At 58.7% G+C, this 25,072-nt stretch carries 18 protein-coding genes; 5 read left to right on the forward strand and 13 right to left on the reverse strand.

The genetic code is table 11. The features are described from left to right. Window positions 1-13: 13 nt before the first annotated feature. The 10 genes from R1A29_RS13370 to R1A29_RS13415 all read right to left on the reverse strand — a co-directional run bounded on the left by R1A29_RS13370 (window position 14) and on the right by R1A29_RS13415 (window position 13,809). Window positions 14-1,486, reverse strand: coding sequence for a mannitol dehydrogenase family protein (locus R1A29_RS13370; protein ID WP_438301823.1), 1,473 nt, complete (start codon window positions 1,484-1,486; stop codon window positions 14-16). A gap of 16 nt (window positions 1,487-1,502) precedes the next feature. Further along, window positions 1,503-2,606: an ABC transporter ATP-binding protein gene (locus R1A29_RS13375; RefSeq protein ID WP_438301824.1), complete on the reverse strand. Its 1,104-nt coding sequence runs from the start codon at window positions 2,604-2,606 to the stop codon at window positions 1,503-1,505. Between the two features lie 23 nt (window positions 2,607-2,629). After that, complete coding sequence (locus R1A29_RS13380) at window positions 2,630-3,460, reverse strand: carbohydrate ABC transporter permease (protein WP_305833017.1); 831 nt, start codon at window positions 3,458-3,460, stop codon at window positions 2,630-2,632. Window positions 3,461-3,468: 8 nt separating this feature from the next. Continuing rightward, window positions 3,469-4,395, reverse strand: coding sequence for a carbohydrate ABC transporter permease (locus R1A29_RS13385; RefSeq protein ID WP_438301825.1), 927 nt, complete (start codon window positions 4,393-4,395; stop codon window positions 3,469-3,471). Window positions 4,396-4,488: 93 nt separating this feature from the next. Then, window positions 4,489-5,799, reverse strand: a complete 1,311-nt coding sequence (locus R1A29_RS13390) for an ABC transporter substrate-binding protein (protein ID WP_438301826.1) — start codon at window positions 5,797-5,799, stop codon at window positions 4,489-4,491. A 227-nt stretch (window positions 5,800-6,026) separates the two neighbouring features. After that, window positions 6,027-6,932, reverse strand: a complete 906-nt coding sequence (locus R1A29_RS13395; protein ID WP_114882856.1) for an AraC family transcriptional regulator — start codon at window positions 6,930-6,932, stop codon at window positions 6,027-6,029. A 76-nt stretch (window positions 6,933-7,008) separates the two neighbouring features. Continuing rightward, window positions 7,009-7,854 (reverse strand): phosphatidylinositol-specific phospholipase C domain-containing protein, encoded by an 846-nt coding sequence (locus tag R1A29_RS13400; protein WP_438301827.1) that lies wholly within the window; start codon window positions 7,852-7,854, stop codon window positions 7,009-7,011. Window positions 7,855-8,005: 151 nt separating this feature from the next. After that, window positions 8,006-9,295, reverse strand: coding sequence for a glycosyltransferase (locus R1A29_RS13405; protein WP_438301828.1), 1,290 nt, complete (start codon window positions 9,293-9,295; stop codon window positions 8,006-8,008). A gap of 79 nt (window positions 9,296-9,374) precedes the next feature. Then, a complete protein-coding gene (locus R1A29_RS13410; protein ID WP_438301829.1) occupies window positions 9,375-13,241 on the reverse strand; it encodes a hypothetical protein in 3,867 nt (1,288 codons plus the stop codon). Between the two features lie 202 nt (window positions 13,242-13,443). Further along, window positions 13,444-13,809, reverse strand: a complete 366-nt coding sequence (locus R1A29_RS13415; protein ID WP_114882862.1) for a response regulator — start codon at window positions 13,807-13,809, stop codon at window positions 13,444-13,446. A gap of 263 nt (window positions 13,810-14,072) precedes the next feature. Here R1A29_RS13415 and R1A29_RS13420 point away from each other — a divergent pair, with 263 nt between their 5' ends. Genes R1A29_RS13420 through R1A29_RS13440 form a run of 5 tightly spaced genes read left to right on the forward strand, consistent with a single transcriptional unit; the run spans window position 14,073 to window position 20,611 of the window. Further along, on the forward strand, window positions 14,073-17,558 hold the full coding sequence (locus R1A29_RS13420) for a response regulator (RefSeq protein ID WP_438301830.1): 3,486 nt from the start codon (window positions 14,073-14,075) through the stop codon (window positions 17,556-17,558). Further along, window positions 17,558-18,391: a CheR family methyltransferase gene (locus tag R1A29_RS13425; protein WP_085709782.1), complete on the forward strand. Its 834-nt coding sequence runs from the start codon at window positions 17,558-17,560 to the stop codon at window positions 18,389-18,391. The genes R1A29_RS13420 and R1A29_RS13425 overlap by 1 nt, the downstream gene beginning before the upstream one ends. Continuing rightward, on the forward strand, window positions 18,388-18,981 hold the full coding sequence (locus R1A29_RS13430) for a chemotaxis protein CheB (RefSeq protein ID WP_085709783.1): 594 nt from the start codon (window positions 18,388-18,390) through the stop codon (window positions 18,979-18,981). Before R1A29_RS13425 ends, R1A29_RS13430 begins: the two co-directional genes overlap by 4 nt. Continuing rightward, on the forward strand, window positions 18,975-20,189 hold the full coding sequence (locus R1A29_RS13435; protein WP_305833009.1) for a hybrid sensor histidine kinase/response regulator: 1,215 nt from the start codon (window positions 18,975-18,977) through the stop codon (window positions 20,187-20,189). Before R1A29_RS13430 ends, R1A29_RS13435 begins: the two co-directional genes overlap by 7 nt. 44 nt (window positions 20,190-20,233) lie before the next feature. After that, entirely contained in the window at window positions 20,234-20,611 is a 378-nt protein-coding gene (locus tag R1A29_RS13440; protein WP_007954537.1) for a response regulator, read from the forward strand. A gap of 13 nt (window positions 20,612-20,624) precedes the next feature. On the opposite strand, the gene R1A29_RS13445 is transcribed toward R1A29_RS13440, so the two are convergent. From R1A29_RS13445 to R1A29_RS13455, 3 genes are all read right to left on the reverse strand, one after another. Next, on the reverse strand, window positions 20,625-22,295 hold the full coding sequence (locus tag R1A29_RS13445) for an ATP-binding protein (RefSeq protein ID WP_438301831.1): 1,671 nt from the start codon (window positions 22,293-22,295) through the stop codon (window positions 20,625-20,627). Beyond that, the gene (locus R1A29_RS13450; RefSeq protein ID WP_438301832.1) at window positions 22,292-23,794 is read right to left on the reverse strand and encodes an ATPase domain-containing protein; all 1,503 of its coding nucleotides are present in this window, start codon (window positions 23,792-23,794) and stop codon (window positions 22,292-22,294) included. The genes R1A29_RS13445 and R1A29_RS13450 overlap by 4 nt, the downstream gene beginning before the upstream one ends. Before the next feature lie 139 nt (window positions 23,795-23,933). Continuing rightward, window positions 23,934-24,989, reverse strand: coding sequence for a tetratricopeptide repeat protein (locus tag R1A29_RS13455; RefSeq protein WP_438301833.1), 1,056 nt, complete (start codon window positions 24,987-24,989; stop codon window positions 23,934-23,936). Window positions 24,990-25,072 lie beyond the last annotated feature (83 nt).

Here is a 25,072-nt window from a genome sequence, read left to right on the forward strand (position 1 = left end):
GAGTGCTCACCCGTCAGGACAGAATGCTTTCCAGCGTCCGCGTTACACCTTCCTCACGCAAGCTGTTCAGGCACCACTCAAACGCCGCCAAAAACTCCGCCGAACGCGGTATCGCCACACCGAAAATCTCCTCGACCCCCAACAACCGCTCAGTGATCAAGGCATCCTCCGCCACCAACGCCTGACAAAACGCCGCCCGAGGATCCGGAATCGAGTAAGTGTCTCCATTCTCGTCCACACCTTTCAGATAAAGCGCCCAAGCTGCAACGACCAACGCCGCCCGTTTGGTCTCTTGCCCATCGGCAATCAACCGATTGATCGTCGGAATGGTGAACTTGGGAAACTTCGACGACCCATCGGAGCAAACCCGCTCCAGCTGATCGGCAATCGCCTGATTGGAAAACCGCGCCACCAGCGTGTTCTTGTACTCCGTCAGGTCGATGCCCGGCACCGGCGCCAGTTGCGGGGTCACGTCCAGGTCCATGTAGGCGCGCATGTAGCGCACGAACAGCGAGTCGTTCATGGTTTCGTGGACGAAACGATATCCCTTCAAAAAGCCCAGATACGTCAGGGCCAGATGGCTGCCGTTGAGCAGTTTGATCTTCATCTCTTCGTAGGGCGAAACGTCGTTGGTGAACTGCACGCCGACCTTTTCCCAGGCCGGGCGGCCGTTGACGAATTTGTCTTCCAGCACCCACTGCACAAACGGTTCGCACACCACCGGCCAGGCGTCGTCGACGGCGTGTTTGTCCGCCAGTTGCAGGCGATGCGCGGTGCTGGTCATCGGCGTGATGCGGTCGACCATGGCGTTGGGGAAGCTGACGTTGGCGTCGATCCAGTCGCGCAGGTCGGGATCCAGCAGCGCGGTGAACGCCAGCAATGCCTTGCGGGTGACCGCGCCGTTGTGTGGCAGGTTATCGCAGGACATCACGGTGAACGCCGGAATGCCCGCTTTGCGTCGCCTGGCCAGCGCTGCACAAAGGAAGCCGAACACGGTTTGTGGCTGCTGCGGGTAGGTCAGGTCGTGCTGGATCTGCGGCAGGTGCGCCATGAACTCGCCGTTGCTGTCATCGATGCAATAGCCGCCCTCGGTGATGGTCAGCGAGACGATACGGATCTGCGGATCGGCGAGTTTGTCGATCAGCACCTGGGCGCTGTCGCTGGCCAGCAGCATGTCGCGGATGGCGCCGATGACGCGGACTTCGGTGTCATCGCTGTCGCCGAGTTCGAACAGGGTGAACAGATAGTCCTGCTCCTTGAGATCGTCCCGGGCGCGGAGGTCCTCGGCGCGCAGGCCGACACCGCAAATCGCCCAGTCCAGCGCTTCGCCGGTGTTCATCAGCGCGTCGGTGTAATACGCCTGATGGGCGCGATGGAAGCCGCCGACGCCGATGTGGGCGATGCCCTGGCGGGTGTCGCTGAGGCTGTAGGCCGGCAGTTTGACTTCGGCGGCCAGGCGGTTGAGGTTTTGCTGGTTCAGTTTCATCGGGTCAGTCTCGAAATCAGGCGGCGGCGCGCAACGGGCGGGTCAGCGCCACGCCGTCGGCATCGAACAGATGGCAGTGGGCGGCGTCCAGGTGCAGGTTCAGTTGTTCGCCGTAACGGCTCGCCAGATCACCGCGCACGCGCATGGTCAGGGCTTCGCCGGCGTTGGTCTTGACGTGGCAGAAGGTGTCGCTGCCCAGTCGTTCGCTGACGTCGGCGGTGACTTGCAGGGTGCAGTCGCCCGGTTGCGCCAGTTCCAGATGTTCCGGACGAATGCCCAGGGTCACGGCGCTGCCGACGCTGAGGTTCGCCGCATTGAACGGCAGGGTGATGCGGGTGCCGGCGTCCAGCGAGACTTCGCAGCTCCCACCATCAATTCGGGCGATCTTGCCCTTGAGGAAGCCCATTTTAGGTGTGCCGAGGAACCCGGCGACGAACAGGTTGGCGGGGTTGTGATACAGCTCCAGCGGCGAGCCGACCTGCTCGATTTTGCCGCCATTGAGCACCACCACCTTGTCGGCCATGGTCATGGCTTCGACCTGATCGTGGGTCACATAAATCATGGTCGCTTTCAGGTCTTTGTGCAGGCGCAGCAGCTCCAGGCGCATCTGTACCCGCAGGGCGGCGTCGAGGTTGGACAGCGGTTCGTCGAACAGGAAGATTTTCGGGTTGCGCACGATCGCCCGGCCGATGGCCACGCGCTGACGCTGGCCGCCGGACAGTTGCTTCGGCTTGCGTTCCAGCATCGGCCCCAGTTCAAGAATGCGCGCCGCTTCGCCGACTTTCTTCTCGACTTCGGCTTTCGGTACTCCGGCCAGATCGAGGGCGAACGACATGTTTTTCTTCACGGTCATGTGCGGATACAACGCATAGGTCTGGAACACCATCGCCAGGTCTCGCTTGGCCGGGCTGACTTCGGTGATGTCGCGTCCGTCCAGCTCGATGGTGCCGCCGCTGACTTCTTCAAGGCCGGCGATCAGTCGCAGCAGGGTGGATTTGCCGCAGCCCGACGGGCCGACGAACACCACGAATTCCTTGTCGTTCACCTCAAGGTCGATGCCCTTGATGATGGAAAAACCTTCGAAGCCTTTTTGCAGATTCTTGATTTTCAGGTTGGCCATGGTGGCGCTCCTTTTGCGAATTCTTATTTGACGGCGCCGAACGACAGGCCGCGCACCAGTTGTTTCTGGCTGATCCAGCCGAAGATCAGGATTGGCGCGCAGGCCAGGGTCGAGACGGCCGACAACTTGGCCCAGAACAAGCCTTCGGGGCTTGAGTAGGAGGCGATCAGCGCGGTCAGTGGCGCGGCTTTGGACGAGGTCAGGTTCAGCGACCAGAACGCCTCGTTCCAGCAGAGGATCAGCGACAGCAGCACCGTCGAGGCCAGTCCGCCCTTGGCGATTGGCAGCAATACCCGGAGCATTTCCTGCATCAGCGTGGCGCCGTCGAGGCGGGCGGCTTCGAGGATGTCTTTGGGGATGTCCTTGAAGTAGGTGTAAACCATCCAGACCACGATCGGCAGGTTGATCAGCGTGTAGATCACGATCAGCGCGATGCGCGTATCGAGCAGGCCGAAACTCTTGGCCAGCAGGTAAATCGGCATCAGCACGCCCACTGGCGGCAGCATCTTGGTGGAGAGCATCCACAGCAGCGTGCCTTTGGTGCGCTGGGTTTCGTAGAACGCCATCGAGTAGGCCGCCGGCACCGCGATCAGCAGGCACAGGGCGGTGGCGCTGAAGGAAATCACTACCGAGTTCCAGGCGAAACTGAAGTAGTCGCTGCGCTCGTTGATGTGCAGGTAGTTCTCCAGCGTCGGCGTGAAGAACAGCTGCGGCGGCGTGGCGAAGGCGTCGATTTCGGTCTTGAAGCTGGTCAGCACCATCCAGAAGATCGGGAAGAAAATGATGATCGCGATGGCCCAGGCCAGCGTGCCGAGCAGCAGGCTTTGCAGCCGGCGGGATTGTTGAAGAGTCATGGCGGGCCTCAGGCTTTGTCAGTCAGGTTTTTGCCGATCATCCGCACCAGAATGATCGCGGCGATGTTGGCGATGACCACGGCGATCAGACCGCCGGCCGAGGCCATGCCGACGTCGAACTGCACCAGCGCCTGGTTGTAGATCAGGTAAGCGAGGTTGGTCGACGCATAGCCGGGGCCGCCGTTGGTGGTGGTGAAGATTTCGGCGAACACCGACAGCAGGAAGATCGTCTCGATCATGACGACCACCGCAATCGGTCGCGCCAGATGCGGCAGAGTCAGGTGCCAGAAGATCGCGACGGGGCCGGCGCCGTCGAGGCGGGCGGCCTCTTTCTGTTCCTGATCGAGGGACTGCATGGCGGTCATCAGGATCAGGATCGCGAAGGGCAGCCATTGCCACGACACAATGATGATGATCGACAGCAGCGGGTAGTGGGCCAGCCAGTCCACCGGTTGCGCGCCGAACAGTTTCCAGATGTAAGCGAGGATCCCGGAGACCGGGTGGAAGATCAGGTTCTTCCAGATCAGCGCACCGACCGTGGGCATGATGAAGAACGGTGAAATCAGCATCACCCGCACGATGCCGCGACCGAAGAACTCACTGGCTTCCAGCAGCGCAATGATCAACACGCCGAACACCACGCTGATCAGCAGCACGCTACCCACCAGCAGCAAGGTGTTGGTGGCACCGGGCAGGAACCCGGAATCAGTGAGGAAGTAGGTGAAGTTATCCAGCCCGACGAATTCGTTGATGCCCGGGTCGAGCAGGTTGTAGCGGATCATCGAGAAATAGACGGTCATGCCCAGCGGCACGATCATCCACAGCAGCAACAGGGCCACCGAAGGGCTGACCAGAAACCAGCCGGGATTGGCCACGCGGTTTTTGCGCCGGGGTTGCGACAGGTCGATGTGGGCTTTGGCAGTTGAAGTATTCATGGGGATCACAACCGAGTCATACAGACCTATGGAGATACCGTGCGGGAGCGAGCAAGCTCGCTCCTACAGGAGGCAGGAAAGGCTTTCGCAGGATTACTTCGGATAACCCGCGCGCTTCATCTCGCGTTCGGTGGTTTGCTGTGCGGCGGTCAGTGCCTGATCGACGGTGGTCTGGCCAATCAGCGCCGCCGAAAACAGCTTGCCGACCTGGGTGCCGATGCCCTGGAACTCGGGAATGGTCACCAGTTGAATGCCGATGTAAGGCACGGGCTTGAGGGTCGGCTTGCTCGGGTCGGCCGCTTTGAGCGATTCCAGCGTGACCTTGGCAAACGGCGCTGCGCTCATGTAAGCCTCGCTGTAGGTCGAGGCGCGAGTGCCCGGCGGTACGTTGGCGATGCCGTCGGTCTTGGCGACCAGTTCGCCGTACTCTTTTGAGGTGGCCCAGGCACTGAATTCCTTGGCGGCGTCCTTGGCCTTGGAACTGGTCGGAATCGCCAGTGCCCACGAGTACAGCCACGCCGAGCCTTTATCGGTGACCTGATGCGGCGCAAAAGTGAAGCCGACGTGATCGGCAACCTTGCTCTGGGTCTTGTCGGTGACGAACGAGCCGGCGACGCTGGCATCAACCCAGATTGCGCATTTGCCGCTGTTGAACAGCGCGAGGTTTTCGTTGAAACCGTTGCTGGAGGCACCCGGCGGGCCGGATTTTTTCATGGTGTCGACGTAGAAGTTCAGCGCGTTTTTCCATTCCGGGCCGCTGAATTCGGGTTTCCACTGCTCATCGAACCAGCGTGCGCCGTAGGCGTTGGCCACGGTGGTGATCAGCGCCATGTTCTCGCCCCAGCCAGCCTTGCCGCGCAGGCAGATGCCGTACTGTTCCTTGTCCTTGTTGGTGAGTTTCTCGGCGAAGCCGGCGATCTGCTCCCAGGTCGGACGCTCGGGCATGGTCAGTCCGGCGTCCTTGAACAGGTCGGTGCGGTAATAGGTGATCGAGCTTTCGGCGTAGAACGGCAGGGCGTACAGCGAACCCTTGACCGACAGGCCTTCACGCACCGACGGGAACACATCGTCGAGGGCGTAGCTGGCCGGCAGATCCTTCATCGGCTCCAGCCAGCCTTTGGCGCCCCAGAGTGCGGCTTCGTACATGCCGATGGTCAACACGTCGAACTGACCGCCCTGGGTGGCGATGTCGGTGGTCAGGCGCTGACGCAGGACGTTTTCTTCCAGCACGACCCAGTTCAACTTGATGTCCGGGTGCTCGGTCTCGAAGGTTTTCGAGAGCTTTTGCATGCGGATCATGTCGCTGTTGTTGACGGTGGCGATGGTCAGGGTCTGGGCGCCAAGGCTGACGCTGCTGAGGGTCATGCAGGTGAGGGCAAGCAGAGCTTTTGCAGTGGGTTGCATCGTGCACTCCTTTTCTGCACCCGGAGGGGGACAGAAGGACAGTTATTGTTTTTGTGTCTTCCGGCTGCAGGAAGAATGTGCACTGATTACAGCCTTCAATCGCAGGGCTGACAAATCATCCCTAGCACTTGAATCGATACTTTTTTGCACTCGGGATTGGAGTGATTAACGCAGGGAAGGGGATTTCAGCAGGTCAGGGTTGATGAAACCGTACAGGTTTTCGGAAGTCAGCCGTGGTTCTGTTCGGTCAGGCGCTGCACCACCAGCCGCCGGTAATGGGAAGGCGTCATGCCTTTGAGCTGTTGAAAGCGTCGATTGAAATTGGAAATGTTGTTGAAGCCCGACTCGAAGCACACCTCGGTCACCGGTTTGTCACCGTCCGCCAGCAGTTCGCAGGATTTGCTGATGCGCAGGCGATTGACGAACTCGATGAAATTGCGCCCCGTGGCCTGCTTGAACACCCGGCTGAAATAGGTGGGTTTCATGCCCAGATGCTCGGCGACTTCCTCCAGCGGCAGTTCGCGGGCGTAGTGGGCGAAGATGTAATCCACCGCGCGGTTGGTGCGGTCGATGTTGTGTTCGTCGGCCAGTTGCGGGGTGGTTGCGCCGGACAGCAGTTGGTAGTCGTCGCAGGCCGCCAACAATTCCATCAGGATGAAAAAGTGCCCGAGACGGGTGATGCCGCTTGAATCGGCGATGCGTTGCATCAGGGTCATGGCCTGACGAATCGTCTGCGGTGAGCGGAATTCGATGCCGTATTGCGCGCGCTCAAGCAGCGGCGCCAGGGTCTTCAGTTCGGCGAACACCTGATGACCACTTTCGAACAGTTCATCGGTGAAGTTGACCAGCATGTCGCGCTTCTCGACCACTTCGTCTTCGGCCACCTGGCTGATCCAGTTGTGCGGCAGATTCGGGCCGGTGAGGAACAGCGTCTGGGGGTAGAAGTTGCCGATGTAGTCGCCGATGAACACCTTGCCCGAACTGGCGACGATCAGGTGCAGTTCGTATTCCTTGTGGAAATGCCAGCGCACCAGCGGGCAGGGGAAACCGTGCTGGCGATAGATGATGGACAACCCGTTGTGGTCATCCATCAATTCATAAGAGGGGTCGGTCACGCGGGCGGTTCGGGTCATGGTCGGGGCGCTTTTTTTGTTATCGCCCGGCGATCATGCCTCTTTGTGCGCGAGGTGCGCCAGTTTCCATTGCGGCTCAGAGCGAGCGGGATTCGGCCTTCATCAAACTGGCAATCCGGCAGAACTCCACCAGGTCCGACTCTTCCATGAAGTCGACATTGATAATGTTGCACTTCAACGCCCAGTCACTTTTGTCCAGATCGAACCATTCGTTCAGTTTGTCGTGAATGTCGACGGGACCGCCAAGGGCGGTGTAACTGGTGGCGGATAACGACCAGGGCTTCCAGGTACCCGGCGGGTTCTGCAGAACGCTGCCAATAAATTGCCTCAATTCATTTGGGCTGGTAATGCCATTGCCGGACCATCGATGGCTGATCTGATCGTGGAACAGTTTGTGATCCAGTTGCCAATGTGACCTGGCCGCAGCAAACACACGTTGTTGCGTACTGGCGCGTTTGAGTTCACGAAGGCTCAATGACAAGTGCTGGCGGGGAACAAGTCGATGGCCCAGAAAGTGGATCACTATTTTATTGAAGTAGTCGTAATTGAAGTCGCTCCCGTCAAGACTGTGAAAGTCCAGAATAATGAATTCATCCGGGTTGCTGTCGAGGAACTTATTGACGTCGGTGATCAGATTTTCCAGGGTTCGAGAGTTTCGATGGCCGTTATGGTGGATGACAAATTGTCTCGAACCTTCGCCTTTTTGATCATAGGTCAGGCGAATATCAAGCGCCCTGGAGCCATGATTCAACTGGGCATGAAAGGAGTCGTGCTGGCATGCGAGCCAGTGGCGCGGAGGGCCGAAAAGCGGATAGGAAGCGCGCCAGTCACTGCCGGCGTTATGAGTGCCCGGCAGAGTCAGTTCAGAAATCGACAGTGAGTCAATGGCGGGTGTCGAGCCCATCCAGTTGTTAGTGATCATAAGTGCATCCTGCATAAGTTTTAATAGATGCCGCTCTGTCCAGATAAGCAGGGCGGCACTTGCAGGATTTTTATAGGGTTTGAAATGCTGGTTGGCTATGTAAGGAATAATTCAAGTTATTGGGTTTTGTTTTTGAAAATTTCCAGACGAGTTACTTGTTCTGGTTCTTGGCCTCAATCCACTGCGCCATATATTGGGTGCTTTTATGTGAGTGATGGCGCAGCATGCTGCCAATAAAATTTTGACGTCTTAGTTGAACAATGTTTTTGCGACACTCCTGCAACTTGTTGATCAACGCCGGTCCATGTATGGCTTGCGGGTAAACGTCGTTGAGCAGTGCTTGTCCCTGAGACTGAGCCGCTTGCCAGCGGACCTCGTCGCGATAGAGCTCAACGGCGGCATTGGCCAGATCCTGCGCCGTACGACAAATGGCGCCCGGCCAGGGTTGGTCGGTGTGCATGCCTTCAGCGCCGATCGGCGTGGTGACACTCGGGGTGCCGCAGAGCATGGCGTCGATCAGCTTGCCCTTGATGCCCGCGCCAAACCGCAGAGGTGCCAGGCAGATGCGCGCATCGGACATGACCTGCAACGCATCTTCGGCCCAGTTCATGATGTGAAAACCCTGCGCGGCGTTGTGCAAGGCTGCGGCCTTGGGCGGCGTGTAGGCACCGTAGATGTGCAACTGTGCTTTCGGAAGTTGCTCGCGGATCAGCGGCCAGACGGCCGATTTCATCCATAAAACCGCGTCCCAGTTCGGCGCGTGGCGGAAATTGCCGATACTGAGGAAGTGCGCGCGCTCCTCGAAAGGTTTTGCCGGCGAGCTGGACGGTTTGACCATCAACGGACACCAGTGCAATAACTCGGGCGGCAACTTGAACTGCTGTACCAACAACTCGATTTCGACCTGTGAAATCATCAGGTTCAGATCGCAGCGAAACAGCGCGGCAATCTCGCGTTTGGCCAGGTCGGTGTCAGCCATCAGCTCGAACTCTTCGCGCAGCGCGGGCGCGAACAACGCATGGAAGTCGTTTGCGTCATCGCTGGCCTTCAGCCGATCCTTCAAGCGTTGATGACGAGCGTGCCGCAAACTCTGCAAGTCCGATGTTTCCAGTACGCGCAAAGCATTGGGACAGTGTTTTTCCACGCGCCAGCCAAATTGTTCTTCGATCATGAACTGGTCGAACAGCACGATATCCGGTGCCAGTTCGCTGACGACGACATCGAAGCTGCTGTTGTTCAATTCGATCGGAACAGTACGGATGCCCAACTCGGCAAGATCGGCCGGATGTTCGCCGACGCCCGCCGGGCTGGCAAAGGTTATTTGCCAGCCCTGTTGCAGGAAGGTCTCGAGAATCTGCATCACATGCCCGCTCGCGGCCGAGGAGCGGGGTTCCGGCCAGACGTAACCAATGACAAGGACTTTGGTTGCGGGCTGGTGCATAAACGGAATTCCCTGGAGCGTGTGTAAGAAAAATCGGCCGCGCATTAGAACACACCAGGTCAGGCTTGGTGGGATGTCGTCAGACTCCCGTACTCGAAAGATTGATGGGCAAAGTCCCCCGAATGAACTGATGTGGGGTATCCAGCGAGTCCCGTAATGCCCATTCCATTAAGCTTAGATTGTCAAGCAGGCCGCCCGGGTTGCTCTTGCGCTGATCAAGCAATGAGATCGCCAGTGAATAAGAGTCGGCATTGATGAGTGCCGGGTGACTTCGGACCAGCGTTGAGTAGTGCGGCGCGTTGGCAAACTCTGCGAACGCGGGTGGTTGAGCAGACAGGAAGTGTGGGTTGACCAAGTTCTCAGGATGAGCTTTTTTTGCGTTCCTGGCGAAATCGAGCAAACCGGCGGCATCAATCGGAGCTCTGTTTGAGTATTGGGGAAGCGAGTATCCGTAATAAAAATCCAATGTTGCCGGTGCGCCATGGGACATTTCATGAATCAGCGCATCTGCGATTCTTGTGTCGTCATAACTGGAAATTTTGTAAAGATCATTCATCCCGTCTTTGTAGATCACGATGAAATGCTGCGCCGGTTCTTGTGAATGCTTGCCAGTCAGCAAGCTCTGTTTCCATTGTTTGTACATGTTGCTACGAAGCCCCGCCACCGCATCGGATCCCCGCCTGAAAGACATATTGGCAAGCGTCACCGAGTCCAGATCTTTTCGCATTTCACGAAAATTCCCGAGCAAATACTTCACTGCCTCGTCCGAATCGTTGCCAAAGACCAGCCTGAGTATCTGTCGAACCTCATCATCTGGTTGACTCGACAGCAGTTCAATGGCGTTGTCCAGCTTCGATTTTGCGAGTGGCATCGCTTTTTTGACGTAAGCGCGGGTATAGCTGTAGGGCTTTATTGCGCTGAGCAATTGTTTGAACCGGGAACCCACTGTCGTTTTGAACCCCTTCAGCTTCGGTCCCCAGGCAGCGCCGATCCTCATGTTCAATGCATACCAGTCACTGTTGCGCTGAAGCGCCAGCAGGTCGACCGGATCGCCCAGATTGTCCGCCGCTTTCCAGATGCCTTGAAATACATCGGTTCTTTGCGCGGCCTTGATCAAATCGTAGGACTGGGCGCCGCCGGTCAGTTTGCGCAGTTGCCCGGTGGCGGTTTCCACCACATTGAGCCCGTGTTTGCTCAACAGCAGAACGCCACGCTTGGCCAGACGCCCACCTTGCACAGCCAGCGCCGGTAAACCATCCAGGGGATTGAAGAGCGATACCGACAAGTGGACGCCCGCCTTGGCGATGCTCAATGCCTTGGCGGTGGTCGACGTTGTCTTGCCGACGATGCCCACGACCGTGGCGCCAAAGCCGACCACCAGCCCCAGTAAAGCCAGGCCATCAAGAATGCAGCCGCCAATGCCTTCGGACACCCGCTCCGCATCGCCTGCGCGGATGTCTTCAATGCATTTCTTGAAGGGCACGATCACATTGATAACGGCTTCATTGATCTGATTGTTGTTAGCGCGAATTTTTTGCAGTTCGGTCGGTGCGTACAGCGATGAATAGAGTTCGTCGCGAGTCGCTACCGGATGATTGCCCAGAACGCCGTCGGCCAGGGCCTCGTATGCCCGGGAAAAGAACAGCGGGATTGGCTGGACCTCATCCGAGGCGAGGAAGAAATGCCAGAGCTTTTCCACGACCACACGGGACGATGCTCCAGGTTTCGGGGCATCGCCCTTCAGGTAGGCATCAACGTCGAGTGGCCATTGTTGTGCAGGTTTCTTTGGCTGGAAGTCCGTGTCCTTGCCGCCATACTCCAGCGAAGCGTCTTCGAACATTGTGCCGCTGGACCGCAACATGTCGGCCAGTTCCGGGCGTTCACGACACAACCCTCTGAGAGTAAACAGCTCATAACAGCGAAACGCCTTTTCATGCTGGCATCCGATAATAAGGCCGTAGCGACCCTTGGCTGCATCACGCTGGCGCTGGGTTTCTTCAAACGGGTTGAGGGGGTTTACCGATTCCCTGACGGTATATAACGTAATAAAGCCATTGGCGATCATCGTCCTGTCAGCTTCCGGCAAGTTGGACACTGCCATTTTGAGAATCGAGGCCTGGATTTTCTTCAGCGTCAGATGATATTGGTCGAATGATTTTTCAAATAAGGCGTCGATCGGTTTCAGTTCGCCGAGTCGAGAATAAGCATTCTGCGGCGGGTTGAAGTTTGCGGTGCTGACAAACTTGTCGGTGAGTTTGCCGTTGACGACCAGATCACCCGACATGTAAAGGTCGAGAATCGAGACACGCAACCTGCCTACTGCAGAAGTGTCTTTCACATTTCCCTCGCTGGAGGGGAAAAAAAGAGTCAGCCATTCCAGTGCACTGCGCTCGCCAAGCGCAACATCGAAGTTGGCCCGGAATACCTGTTGTTCAAGGTAACTGCCGTCCGGCATGACGCGTTTCAACTCTTGCAGCGCCAGTTGCCGTCGATCAGGCGGAACAATCGCAATGCCGGTTTCGACGTCGTTCAACGCCTCTACGTACTGGCTGAAACGGCTGGCGGCGGTGGTAAATGCGTGCACGTCATCATCACGGCCGTTTGCCTCGGGCAAGACCCCGTTGAGCCTCGCCCACTGGAGAATGGGCGTGATGGTCGCCAACTCTTGCAGCGTACGCTGGACGGGACTGACAGGCGCCAGTTCGGAAAACGCCTTGATCCGGTCGTAGGTCATCAGGCGCGATGCCCCTGGCGCCGTGAGCTCGACCAGTGCGACCGCCTGGGACACGATCACCCAGCCAGGCTTGCCAATCGTCAACTCGGCGGGCGTCTGCTGAATCAGCAGTTGTGGCGCGGCGCAGGCCAGCAGCAAATGGGCAGCCAGGGGCGCGTAAGCCGGTGGCAATTGCGCTTCACGAGTCAGTTGCCATTCCAGTGCTTCAACCACCTGAGGGGCAGTTTTCGAGGCGTTATCAGGGTGATACAGATGAAAACCGGCAATGACGCTGGCATGCCGCTCGACCTCGAATCCCAGATCGAGGATCAGTGCGGTGGCCACCAGGCACTTGATCTGTCGTGCCGCGATGTCGTGATCGTCTTGCTCCAGATGCCATCCGAGGCGGTCATGCAGGTGAATGCCCAGTGCTCCGGCCTCGGGGGTCTGCAGAAAGTGGTCCAGATAAGTGGCCGCCTGTTCGCGCCGTGTTGCAGCCGGGAGCGAGGCGAATTCCGCAGTGGCGATATGTTGCAGGAGGCTGATGCGGTTTCGGGTCGTGTCCCTGGCGACTTGCCTGATCGTTGCTCGATCGGTCTCGCTCAAGTGGAATGCCGACTCCGCCGGCGCCATCAACAGCTCGTGATAATCGCCGGTCGCCGGGCTGTCCGGCATTTGAAACGCCAGCCAGGCAATCAATTCACGTACTTCAGCAACAGTGGCGGGCAGTGCGTAATGATGGAAGTTCAGCCACTGTTCAAGGCCGAACACCTTTGAGGAAAACACTTGGCCACCGGTTTGCTCCGCACATTCACCCAATGTAAAGATGTCTTCTTGCAGGTCGGCAGTGATCACCGCGTCATGGGTGATATCGAGCCAGGCGTCATTGATCTGTACGTTGAGCCTGGCGTTTTTGTCGATGCACACTGGCGCACCAGCGGGTAGTGCATGTTTTTCCGCAAGAAACAGAAAATCATCGGTCTCCAGCATCTTCGCCAAAGCAATGCGGGCAAACTCCACAGCGTTATCAAAGGCGCTGTCCGATACCCGCGAGACAGTGATGAAATGCAGGTCGACAGGGGCGGCATCTTCGCGTTTCGCTGCAATGTCGGAAAGTGTTGAAACAATATTGGACTGTTCTGTCTGATCAGCGATTCGGCGTTCAGTTAAATGCGCGGAATCAAGTGCAACATTATCGATATCCAGCAGGCTTCCGCTCTGTGCAGGTTGCATGAGCAAGTCTTCCTTGAGTTGTGGGCAGGGCGAGGCTCCTCGAAGTTGGAATGAAAGTTTATATTTCAATAAACCGACAACTTCGGGCCGGCCTCAGAATAATTGGCTTCTGTGGCTGCTGGGAAGTTGTGGGTCGTTTCAAAGTTGGTCTGGGCAGATTGAAAGTCTGCCCATGCTTATTTCCGGATTTGAAGTTCCGGCTTCAGGATTGCCCGATAACCGCTTTGACCTTGTCACGCAGTTGATCGATCGAGAAAGGCTTGCCGATCACATGCATGTCCGCCGGCACTTCAATGGTCTCGGCATAACCGCTGGCAAACAGAATCGGCAGTGAAGGGCGGATATTTCGAGCCTCGGTGGCCAGTTGACGGCCATCCATGATCGGCAGCCCGACGTCGGTCATCATCAGATCGATGTGCTGATTTGCATCCTTGATGATTGCCAGGGCCTGTTCGCTGCCGTCCGCCTCCAGCACCTTGAAGTCCAGTTCCTCCAGCACGTCGACGATCAGCATGCGCACGATGGTGTCGTCTTCTACTACAAGGATGGTGGACGTGGTGGTGGACATAGTGGCGGCTCTCAAGAATGGGGGACGGGGCGCCGGTCGATCAAAATTGCCGGGCTCTTGCATGAGTAAGTGGCGCATGGCCACAAGTTCCCGGATGGATACAAAAAAGAATAGGCGCAAACGGGCGGGCAAGGATAACCGTTGGTTGGCGATCCGGCGCAGGCAAATGTGGGAAAACAGTGCTAAGACTGTGAGAAAAATGGATCCATGCCGCCGTTTTGGGGCAAACTCCCTGGTTTTCAACAGTTCGACAAGGCTGCCACATGTCCTCTCCGTCTTCGGTTGATGAATCACGGTTTCGCAAACTGCTGACCCGCAACATCGCGCTGCCACTGGGCGTCGGTGCGATCAGTGCCGTGTTCTTCGTGTCGCTGATCACTTATTTGCTGTCGGTCATCCAGTGGGTGGAGCACACCGACCGGGTGATCAATAACGCCAACGAAGCGGTGAAGCTCACGGTCGATCTGGAAACCGGCATGCGCGGCTACCTGCTCAGTGGCGACGAGCACTTCCTCGACCCCTATGAAACGGCCAAGCCTCGCATTGCCGTGGCGCTCAATACCTTGCTCGAACTGACCGCCGACAACCCGGTGCAGACCGATCGCTTGCGCCGCTTGCAGGCGCTGCAGACCGAGTGGGCGACCTACGCGCAATCGATGATCGACCTGCAGCGCGCCAGCGGCGACTACAAGGCTGCGGTCAAGGCCGGGCGCGGCAAGCGCCTGACCGATGAGATCCGCAAGCAATTCGATGACGTGATCGACACCGAGCAGACATTGCGCACCACGCGCAACGAAGATGTGCGCCGGACCACGATCTGGAGCATCAGCCTGTATCTGCTGTTCATCGCTGGCATCAGCGGTTTGCTGGCCTACATTGGCCGGCGCGATCTGGTCAGCCTGTCCAACAGTTATAGCGCCAACCTTGCTGCACAACTGGCCAGCGCTGAACGCCTCTCGCAGCAGGCCTGGCTACGCACAGGCCAGACCGAACTGGCCGAGCAGGTGCTGGGACAACTGACGCTCAACCTGTTGGGTCGCAACATCCTGCAATTTTGTGCGCAATACCTGGGCACTGCCGTCGCGGCGTTGTACGTGCGTGAAGAACATGGCGGCCTGAAGCGCGTGGCAACTTACGGTTTCTCTCGCGAGCAGGAACAACAGGAACAATCCCTTTATAGCGACGAAGGCATCGTCGGTCAGGCTGCCCAGCAGGCGCGGCTGATTCGTCTCGATTCGGTGCCGGCCGATTACTTCAAGGTCAGCTCCGGTCTGGGTGAAGGTTTGCCGCACAGCGTGCTGGTGGTGCCGACCAGCGATGACGACCGGGTCAATGGCGTGATCGAACTTGGTTTCCTGCGTCCGTTGACCGAGCGCGATGTGGCGCTGCTGGAACTGATTGCCGGCAACATCGGCACGTCCATCGAGGCGGCGCGTTATCGCCAGCGTCTGCAGGAAGTCCTGGCCGAAACCCAGCAGCTCAATGAAGAGTTGCAGGTGCAACAGGAAGAACTGAAAACCGCCAACGAAGAACTGGAAGAACAGTCGCGGATTCTCAAGGAATCCCAGGCGCACCTGGAAACCCAGCAAGTCGAGCTGGAACAGACCAACGAGCAACTGGCCGAACAGGCCCAGACCCTGGCCGAGCAACGCGATGCCATGGACCAGAAGAACACCGAGCTCAATCAGGCTCAGGTGCAACTGGAAGAGCGCGCCGAAGAGTTGCAGCGCTCAAGCAAGTACAAATCCGAATTCCTCGCCAACATGTCCCACGAACTGCGCACGCCGCTGAACAGTTCGCTGATCCTGGCCAAGTTGCTGGCGGAAAACCCGCAGGAAAATCTCAGCGCCGAGCAGGTGAAGTTTGCCGAGTCGATCTATTCCGCCGGCAACGATCTGCTCAACCTGATCAACGACATTCTCGACATTTCCAAGGTGGAAGCCGGCAAACTCGAAGTGGTTCCGGAAAACACCAGTGTGGCGCGTCTGGCCGATGGCTTGCGCAGCGTGTTCGAACCCCTGGCTGCAGACAAGAAACTGACGTTCAGTGTCGAGTTGCAACCGGATGCGCCGATCACCCTGTTCACCGACCGCCAGCGTCTGGAGCAGGTGATCAAGAACCTGCTGTCCAACGCCGTGAAGTTCACCGAGCACGGCACGGTCAGCCTGACCATCGCCGGCCAGCCGGACGATCGCATTGCCTTTATCGTGCGCGACTCGGGGATCGGGATTGCGCAGGACCAGCAGGAAAGCATTTTCGAGGCCTTCCGCCAGGCTGACGGCACCACCAATCGCAAGTACGGCGGCACCGGTCTGGGGCTGTCGATTTCCCGGGATCTGGCGATGTTGCTGGGTGGTTCAATCAGCGTCAGCAGTGCACCGGGGCAGGGCAGCGTGTTTACCCTGGTGTTGCCGCAGCAATACAGCGAAGACGGTGAAGCGGCGATCGCACCGCTGACGTTTACCCCACCCGCACAGGTTGCCGCGCCAGTGGTGGCGGTTTCGCCGGTGGCCTCCGCGGATATCCCGCGCTTCAATGACGACCGCAACAAAGCGCCGTTCGACACCCGCTGCATTCTGGTGGTGGAAGACGAGCCGAACTTCGCTCATATCCTGTACGACCTGGCCCACGAGCTGGGTTATCAGTGTCTGGTCGCCCACGGTGCCGATGAAGGTTATGACCTGGCGAAAGAGTTCGTACCGGATGCGATCCTGCTGGACATGCGCCTGCCGGACCACTCGGGCCTGACCGTCCTGCAACGCCTGAAAGAACACGCCGAAACCCGCCACATCCCGGTGCACGTGATTTCGGTCGAGGATCGTGTCGAGGCTGCCATGCACATGGGTGCCATCGGTTACGCGGTCAAACCGACCACCCGCGAAGAGCTCAAGGACGTGTTCGCGCGTCTTGAGGCCAAGCTGACCCAGAAGGTCAAACGCGTGCTGCTGGTCGAGGACGACGATCTGCAACGGGAAAGCATCGCCCGTCTGATCGGTGATGACGACATTGAAATCACCGCTGTCGGCCTGGCGCAGGATGCGCTGGAGCTGCTGCGCACGACGATCTTCGATTGCATGATCATCGACCTTAAGCTGCCGGACATGCTCGGCAACGATCTGCTCAAGCGCATGTCCACCGAAGACATCTGCTCGTTCCCGCCGGTGATCGTCTACACCGGACGCAACCTGACCCGCGATGAAGAGGCCGATCTGCGCAAGTATTCGCGTTCGATCATCATCAAGGGCGCACGCTCGCCGGAGCGCCTGCTGGACGAGGTCACACTCTTTCTGCACAAAGTCGAATCGCAGTTGTCCCATGAACGGCAGAAGATGCTCAAGACCGCGCGTAGCCGCGACAAGGTCTTCGAGGGCCGCAAAGTGCTGCTGGTGGACGACGATGTACGCAACATCTTCGCCCTGACCAGCGCGCTGGAAACCAAGGGTGCAGTCGTGGTGATCGGCCGGAACGGCCGTGAAGCGATTGAAAAACTGAAAGAAGTCGAGGACATCGATCTGGTGCTGATGGACGTGATGATGCCGGAAATGGATGGTTTTGAAGCCACCATGGAAATCCGCAAGGATCCGCGCTGGCGCAAGCTGCCGATCATCGCGGTGACGGCCAAGGCCATGAAGGACGATCAGGAGCGCTGCCTGCAGGCGGGCGCCAATGATTACCTGGCCAAGCCCATCGATCTGGATCGCCTGTTCTCGCTGATTCGCGTGTGGTTGCCGAAGATGGAACGCATTTAGTGGAACGTAGTAATCACATTGAACGAAACAGTGAAATCGAACTGCGGTTGCTGATCGAGGCGATTTATCTCAAGTACAGCTACGACTTTCGCGATTATTCCGGCGCCTCGATCAAGCGCCGGGTGCAACATGCGCTGAGCCAGTTCGAATGCGCGACCATTTCGGCGCTGCAGGAAAAGGTCCTGCATGACCCGACGGCGTTCATGCAACTGCTGCAACTGCTGACGATTCCGGTCAGTGAGATGTTCCGCGATCCGTCGCACTTCCTGGCGATCCGTCAGGAAGTGGTGCCGCTGCTCAAGACCTATCCGTCGATCAAGATCTGGATCGCCGGGTGCAGCACCGGTGAGGAGGTCTACTCGATGGCGATCCTGCTGCGCGAAGAAGGTCTGCTCGATCGCACGATCATCTACGCCACCGACATCAACCCGCGCTCGCTGGACAAGGCCAAGCAGGGGATCTTTTCGATGGAGAACGTGCGCGCCTACACCGCCAACTACCAGCAGGCCGGCGGTCAGCGCTCGTTTGCCGACTACTACACGGCTGCGTATGGTTACGCGATTTTCGACAAGAGCCTTTGCGAGAACGTGACCTTCGCCGATCACAGCCTGGCAACGGATAGCGTATTCTCCGAAACTCAATTAATTTCATGTCGTAACGTGTTGATTTATTTCAATAAAAAACTTCAGGATCGGGCATTCGGGTTGTTCCATGAATCGTTGTGCCATCGTGGTTTTCTGGTGCTGGGCAGCAAGGAAACTTTGGATTTTTCCGGCTACTCCAACCAGTTCGAACCCTTGGTGAAACAAGAACGGATCTACCGCAAATCATGAACAGTGCAGCGGATTTGCCTCGGGTCGAGGCGATTGTGGTCGGGGCTTCCGCCGGTGGCGTCGAGGCCTTGTTGACCCTGCTCGGTTCGCTGCGGGCAGGCTTCGGTCTGCCGATCATCATCGTGCTGCATCTGCCGGAAGAACGACGCAGCCAACTCGCCGAGGTGTTCGCCCGGCGCGTGGCGTTGCCGGTGACCGAGGCCATCGATAAACAGGACATCAGTCCCGGCACGGTGTACTTCGCCACACCGGGTTATCACTTGTCGGTGGAGCAGGATCGCAGCCTGTCGTTGAGCCTGGAGGACCGTTTGCACCATTCGCGGCCATCGATCGACTTTCTGTTCGAGTCCGCTGCCGATGTCTACGGACCGGCGCTGGCTGCCGTGCTGCTGACCGGGGCCAATCACGACGGCGCAAGAGGTCTTGCCCAGGTCAAACGCCAGGGCGGGCTGACCATCGTTCAGGATCCGCAGGACGCGCTGGTGGCGACCATGCCCGAGGCCGCATTGAAGACTCATCAACCGGATCACATACTTCCCATACGCGGCATCGGCCGTTTGCTTGTCGAGCTGGAACGAATCGCATGCTGAGTAATATCCAGGCAAAACTGCTGATCGTCGACGATCTGCCCGAGAACCTGCTGGCTCTCGAAGCGCTGATCAAACGCGAAGACCGCACCGTTTACAAAGCGCTTTCAGCAGACGAAGCGCTGTCGCTGTTGCTGCAACACGAATTCGCCATGGCCATTCTCGATGTGCAGATGCCCGGCATGAACGGCTTCGAACTGGCCGAACTGATGCGCGGCACCGAGAAGACCAAGAACATCCCGATCATTTTCGTCAGCGCTGCCGGCCGTGAGCTGAACTATGCGTTCAAGGGTTATGAAAGTGGCGCGGTGGACTTCCTGCACAAGCCGCTGGATATCCATGCGGTGAAGAGCAAGGTCAACGTCTTCGTCGACCTTTATCGCCAGAGCAAGGCGATGAAACAACAGGTCGAAGCGCTGGAGCAGAGCCGTCGCGAACAGGAAGCGTTGTTGCAGCAACTGCAAAGCACCCAGGGCGAACTGGAGCAGGCGGTGCGCATGCGTGACGATTTCATGTCGATCGTCGCCCACGAAGTGCGCACGCCGCTCAACGGCCTTATCCTCGAAACGCAGCTGCGCAAGATGCACCTGGCCCGGGACAACGCCGCCGCGTTCACCCTCGACAAGATGCACGCCATGGTCGACCGCGACGAGCGTCAGATCAAAAGCCTGATCCGCCTGATCGAGGACATGCTCGACGTGTCGCGGATCCGTACCGGCAAGCTGTCGATCCGACCGAGCCGCTTCGATCTTTCGCAACTGGTGGGCAACCTGCTGCAGAATTTCGCCCAGCAGATCGAAGCGGCCGAGACTGAAGTCAGCTTTACCGCGACAGATCCGGTGGAGGGGCAGTGGGACGAGTTCCGCATCGAGCAAGTGGTGTCGAACCTGCTGACCAACGCCTTGCGTTATGGCGGCAAGAGCCCGGTGCAGGTGCGGGTCTATCGCGAAGGTAATGAGGCGCGGGTCGAAGTTGCGGACCAGGGCATCGGCATCAGCGAGGAGAATCAGAAGCGCATTTTTCAACAGTTCGAACGGGTTTCCGCCAAGACGGTGGTCGCCGGTCTCGGGTTGGGTCTGTTCATTTCCGAGCAGATCGTCGCCGCCCACGGCGGCTCCATCGTCGTCGAAAGCAGGATCAACGAGGGCGCCCTGTTTCGCGTTTGTCTGCCGCTCCAGGAAAACGGCGAAACAAACGCAACCTCTGAGTGACCACACGGTCGTATCAGCAGCTATTGACCGAACAAAGGCTTCCCATGAGCGTAGATGCACAAGATGTAGTACTCGTCGTCGAGGACGAACCGGTGATCCTGATGGTCCTGACCGATTATTTGTCAGGCCAGGGCTATCGCGTATTGCAGGCCGAAAACGGCGAGCAGGCGTTCGAGATTCTGGCGAGCAAGCCGCATCTGGACATGTTGATTACCGATTTTCGCTTGCCGGGCGGAATTTCCGGCGTGCAGATCGCCGAACCCGCCGTCAAATTGCGTCCTGATCTGAAGGTAATCTTCATCAGCGGCTATCCGCAGGAAATCCGCGAGACCGGCAGCCCGATTACCCGCCGGGCGCCGATCCTGGAGAAACCATTCGATCTGGACGTGTTGCAGGAGAAGATTCAGGAGCTGCTGGCCTGAGGCGTCAATCGCCTCAGCTCTTGATCATTTCCCGCACCTTCGCCGTCAGCAGATCGAAGGTGAAGGGTTTGGTGATCATCTGCATGCCTGGGTCGAGGAATCCGCCGCGCACCGCGGCGTGCTCGGCATAGCCGGTGATGAACAGCACTTTCAATTCCGGCCGGTATTGTCGGCCGATTTCCGCCAGTTGCCGGCCGTTCATGCCTGGCAGACCGACGTCGCTGATCAGCAGATCGATGCGCTGCGCCGAGTCCAGGATGGGCACGGCACCGTCGGCGTCGCTGGCTTCGACAAAGCCATAACCCAACTCGCTCAATACGGCGCTGACCAGTACGCGCACGGCGGGATCGTCTTCGACGATCAGCACGGTTTCGCCTTCCAGGGCGTCCGGAGTCTGTTCCGCATCCATCGGGGTGTGGGGCAGGGACTCACCCTGGAAGCGCGGCAGATAGAGTTTGACCGTGGTGCCCTGATCGATTTCGCTGTCGATCGACACATGCCCGCCGGACTGCTTGCTGAAGCCATAGATCATCGACAGACCCAGCCCGGTGCCCTGACCAATCGGTTTGGTAGTGAAAAACGGATCGAACGCGCGGTTGATCACGCTCTGCGGCATGCCGCAGCCGTTGTCGGTGACACTCAAGACGACATAGTCGCCGGGTTGCAGATTGCTGTAGCTCGCGGTGAAATCACGATCCAGCACCTGATTGCCCGTTTCGACCACCAGATTGCCGCCGTCGGGCATCGCATCGCGGGCGTTGATCACCAGGTTGAGCAGGGCGCTTTCCAGTTGATTGGGGTCGGCCTCGGCCACCCACAATTGCTCGTGCAAACGCATGTCCAGCTGGATGCTTTCGTTCAGGCTGCGTTGCAGCAGCTCGCCCATTGATTGCACCAGATCATTCATCTGCACCGCTTTGGAATCCAGCGACTGGCGGCGGGAAAACGCCAGCAGACGGTGAGTCAGGCCCGCCGCGCGGTTGGCGGAGGTCACGCCCAGATCGATCAGGCTGTCGAGATCCTCTGTCCGGCCACGGGCCAGACGCCGGCGCAGCAATTCCAGACTGCCGATGATCCCGGTCAGCATGTTGTTGAAGTCGTGGGCGATCCCGCCGGTGAGCTGACCGACCGCTTCCATCTTCTGCGACTGGCGCAGGGCTTCTTCGTTGTGCCGCAGTTGCGCCGTGCGTTCCTCGACTTGTTGCTCAAGGGTTTCGAGGGTCGATTGCAGACGCCGCTCGCTTTCGCTCAGATCGATCAGACGGTCGCGGGCTTCGTACTGTCGTCGTCGACCGCGCAACGCGGCAGAGATCAGGCTGACCAGCGTCGCCGGGTGGAAGGGACGCTCAAGAAAGGTCACGTTGCCAAGCAGTTCGCTGAGCCGGGAAGAGGGGCCCTGTTCGGATCCGCCGTGATGAGTGAGGAGTACGATTGGCAGATCCGACCAGGCGGGCTGTTGTTCCAGATACTGCAACAGGGTTTCCAGTTCCGGACCACACAAGGCTTCAGCGGCGATCAACAACAGGCCCGCGCCGGGCTCAAGTTCACTGCACAGGCTGGCGAGGTCCGGGGTGATCAGGCCGCCATACCCGGCCTCGTTGAGGATCATCAGCGCAATCTGGCTGTCGCGACCCAGGGGCGCCAGAATCAGCGCCCGTTCGGACAGCGGGACGGTGACAGTCACAAGTTGTCTTCCTTGAGCAGCGGATTGCTCGCGCCGAGGTACGTGGGCACACCGCGCAGCACACCCTGGAAGGCTTCCAGTGGTTCGCCGATGGTCATGCCCTGGGCGGAAATCCGGTATTCGCGGATGGTCGACTCATGGCTGCCGGTGCGTTTCTTGATGATCGAAATCGCCCGACGCACCTTGCCGAGTGCTTCGAAGTAGCGCAGCAGAATGACCGTGTCGGCCAGATAGGTGATGTCCACCGGCGCCTGCATGTCGCCGACCAGACCATGCTGGGCGACGGTCATGAAGGTCGCAGCGCCCTTGCGGTTCAGGTACAGCAGCAGTTCGTGCATGTGCAGGACCAGCGCGTTTTCTTCCGGCATGGCGGCCTGATAGCCGTTAATACTGTCGATCACCACGGTCTTGATGTCGGCTTCATCGACACAGCGTCGTACTCGATGGGAGAACTCACCGGGGGACAACTCGGCGGCGTCGACCTGCTCGATCAGCAGATTACCGGTGGCTTGCAGGGCCTTGAGGTCGATGCCGATATTTTTCATGCGCTCGAACAGCAGGCCCAGTTCTTCGTCGAAAATGAATAATGCCGCTTTCTCGCCACGCGTTACCGCTGCGGCAGCGAAGATCATCGAGATCAGCGATTTGCCGGTACCGGCCGGGCCAAGTATCAGCGTGCTGGAGCCGGTCTCGATGCCGCCACCCAGCAGCGCGTCCATTTCGTTGATCCCGCTGGTCAGTTGCAGGCGGGGATAGTCGCCGCGGTGTTCGGCTGCCACCAGACGCGGAAAGACATGCACGCCATCGCCCATGATGGTGAAGTCGTGAAAACCGCCGCGATACTTCTGGCCGCGATACTTGATCACCCGCACGCGTCGGCGTTCGGCGCCGTAGTTGGGAGTCAGTTCTTCGAGTCGGATGACACCGTGGGCCACGCTGTGCACCGTCTTGTCGAGGGATTCGGTGGTCAGGTCGTCCAGCAGCAGTACCGTCGCGTCATAGCGCACGAAGTAGTGCTTGATCGCCAGAATCTGGCGGCGATAGCGCAGGGAGCTTTGCGCCAGCAGTCTGATCTCCGACAGGCTGTCTAACACCACCCGGGTCGGTTTGAAGCGTTCGACCACTTCGAAAATCTGTTTGGTGGCTTCACCCAGTTCCAGATCCGAGGAGTACAACAGGCTTTGCTGATGCTCGGCATTGAGCAGGCTTTCCGGCGGTGTCAGCTCGAAAATCTCGATGTTTTCATTCAAGTCCCAGCCGTGGGATGCCGCACCCTGGCGCAGTTCGCGCTCGGTTTCGGAGAGCGTGATGTACAGCGAACGCTCTCCGGCACGGGCACCGGCGAGGAGAAAGTGCAACGCCACCGTGGTTTTACCGGTGCCAGGCTCGCCCTCCAGCAGGAAAACATGACTGCGAGAGAGACCACCGGCCAGGATGTCGTCCAGACCTTCAATGCCCGTGGCGGCTTTTGCGCTGATCAACTCGTTGGATGTAGACAAAAAATACCCTCTCATGACTAGGGGAAACGAGGCAGCGGGCGGTGTACGCCTTTGCGGGCTGCCTGTTTACTTGACCCTTTGCCGAGAGGGCGGTTCCGAAATTCTTTCCGGGTGTGTCATGGAAGCTGTCAGAAGTCGTTCAAAGACCCTGCTGCAACGAGGGGTCGTCCGGATTCATCTGCTCAAGCTGGGCCAGCAGAACCTGCACGTTCTGTAACTGACCACTTTCTTTCCAGTAACTGATCAGCAGCACCCGTGCCTTGCGGTCGGCGGGGTGGCGCTGAACGATTTCCTGTAACTGTTTCTGCGCCGCTTCGAGTTCCTCGGCGCTGTGCAGCGTGGTGGCGAGGTCGTAGCGATAGTCCTTGTTGTCGGGTTCCAGCTCCACGGCCTTGGACAGGCCGAGCAGGGCGAATTCCCGTTGATCGTGATGGAGCAGCCACAGACCCAGGGCATGTTGCAGGTAGGCGGAATCGGGTTGGGCCTTCAGCTGTCGGGCCAGCAGTTGCCGGGCGGCGTCGCTCTGGCCCTGGCGGTCGAGCACCTCGATCTGCATCACCAGCGCCGGCAGGTTGGCGGGATCCAGACGCAGGGTCTGCTCGAGGGCTTCCTGCGCCTGTTTAAGCTCGGCATTGTGCAGGTACAGACGCGCCAGTTGCGCATGGTTGGCAGCGCTTTCCGGCTGATGCTTGAGCGCCTCTTCCCACACGTCGATGCCTTGCTGCAACGGCGCGAAGTACAGGCCCAACTGGTCCGGGGACAGGCCGAGCAGGGCGTTGATTGCTGCAAAGCGAACGTTCTGGTCCTCATCGTCGAGCAACGGGCCGAGCAACAGACTGCGCTGGCCACCCGGCACCAGACCGGTCACGCTCCTGATCGCTGCCATTCGTACGTCGGGGGATTCGTTCTGCAGATCGGCATCGGCCAGTTTCAACGCTTGCGGGCTCGGGTAGTTCGGCAGCTCGGCATGCAGCCAGACGCGTCGCTTGACTGAAAGATCCGGGCGTCCCAGTTGCTGGTACAAAAGCCGCGCCGCGCCCGGCTGGCCGGCCCGGGCGGCGGCCAGCGCTTCACTGTAGCCATGCTTGATGGCTTCCGGCACCACGGGAGCGGTGCTGCGCAGCGACAGCCAGGCAACCAGAAGGACAAGCACGAGGCCAAGACTGATGAACACGTAGCGGCGGGACTGAGGCATGCAGGTATCCGAAGCTTTCATATTGACGCAGAGGGGCAAGCTTCGGTCAGCTGACGCCTTGAGTCAAACACTCTGCCCGATAT

This window comes from Pseudomonas sp. NMS19W (genome assembly GCF_051554255.1).
Lineage (GTDB): Bacteria > Pseudomonadota > Gammaproteobacteria > Pseudomonadales > Pseudomonadaceae > Aquipseudomonas > Aquipseudomonas kribbensis.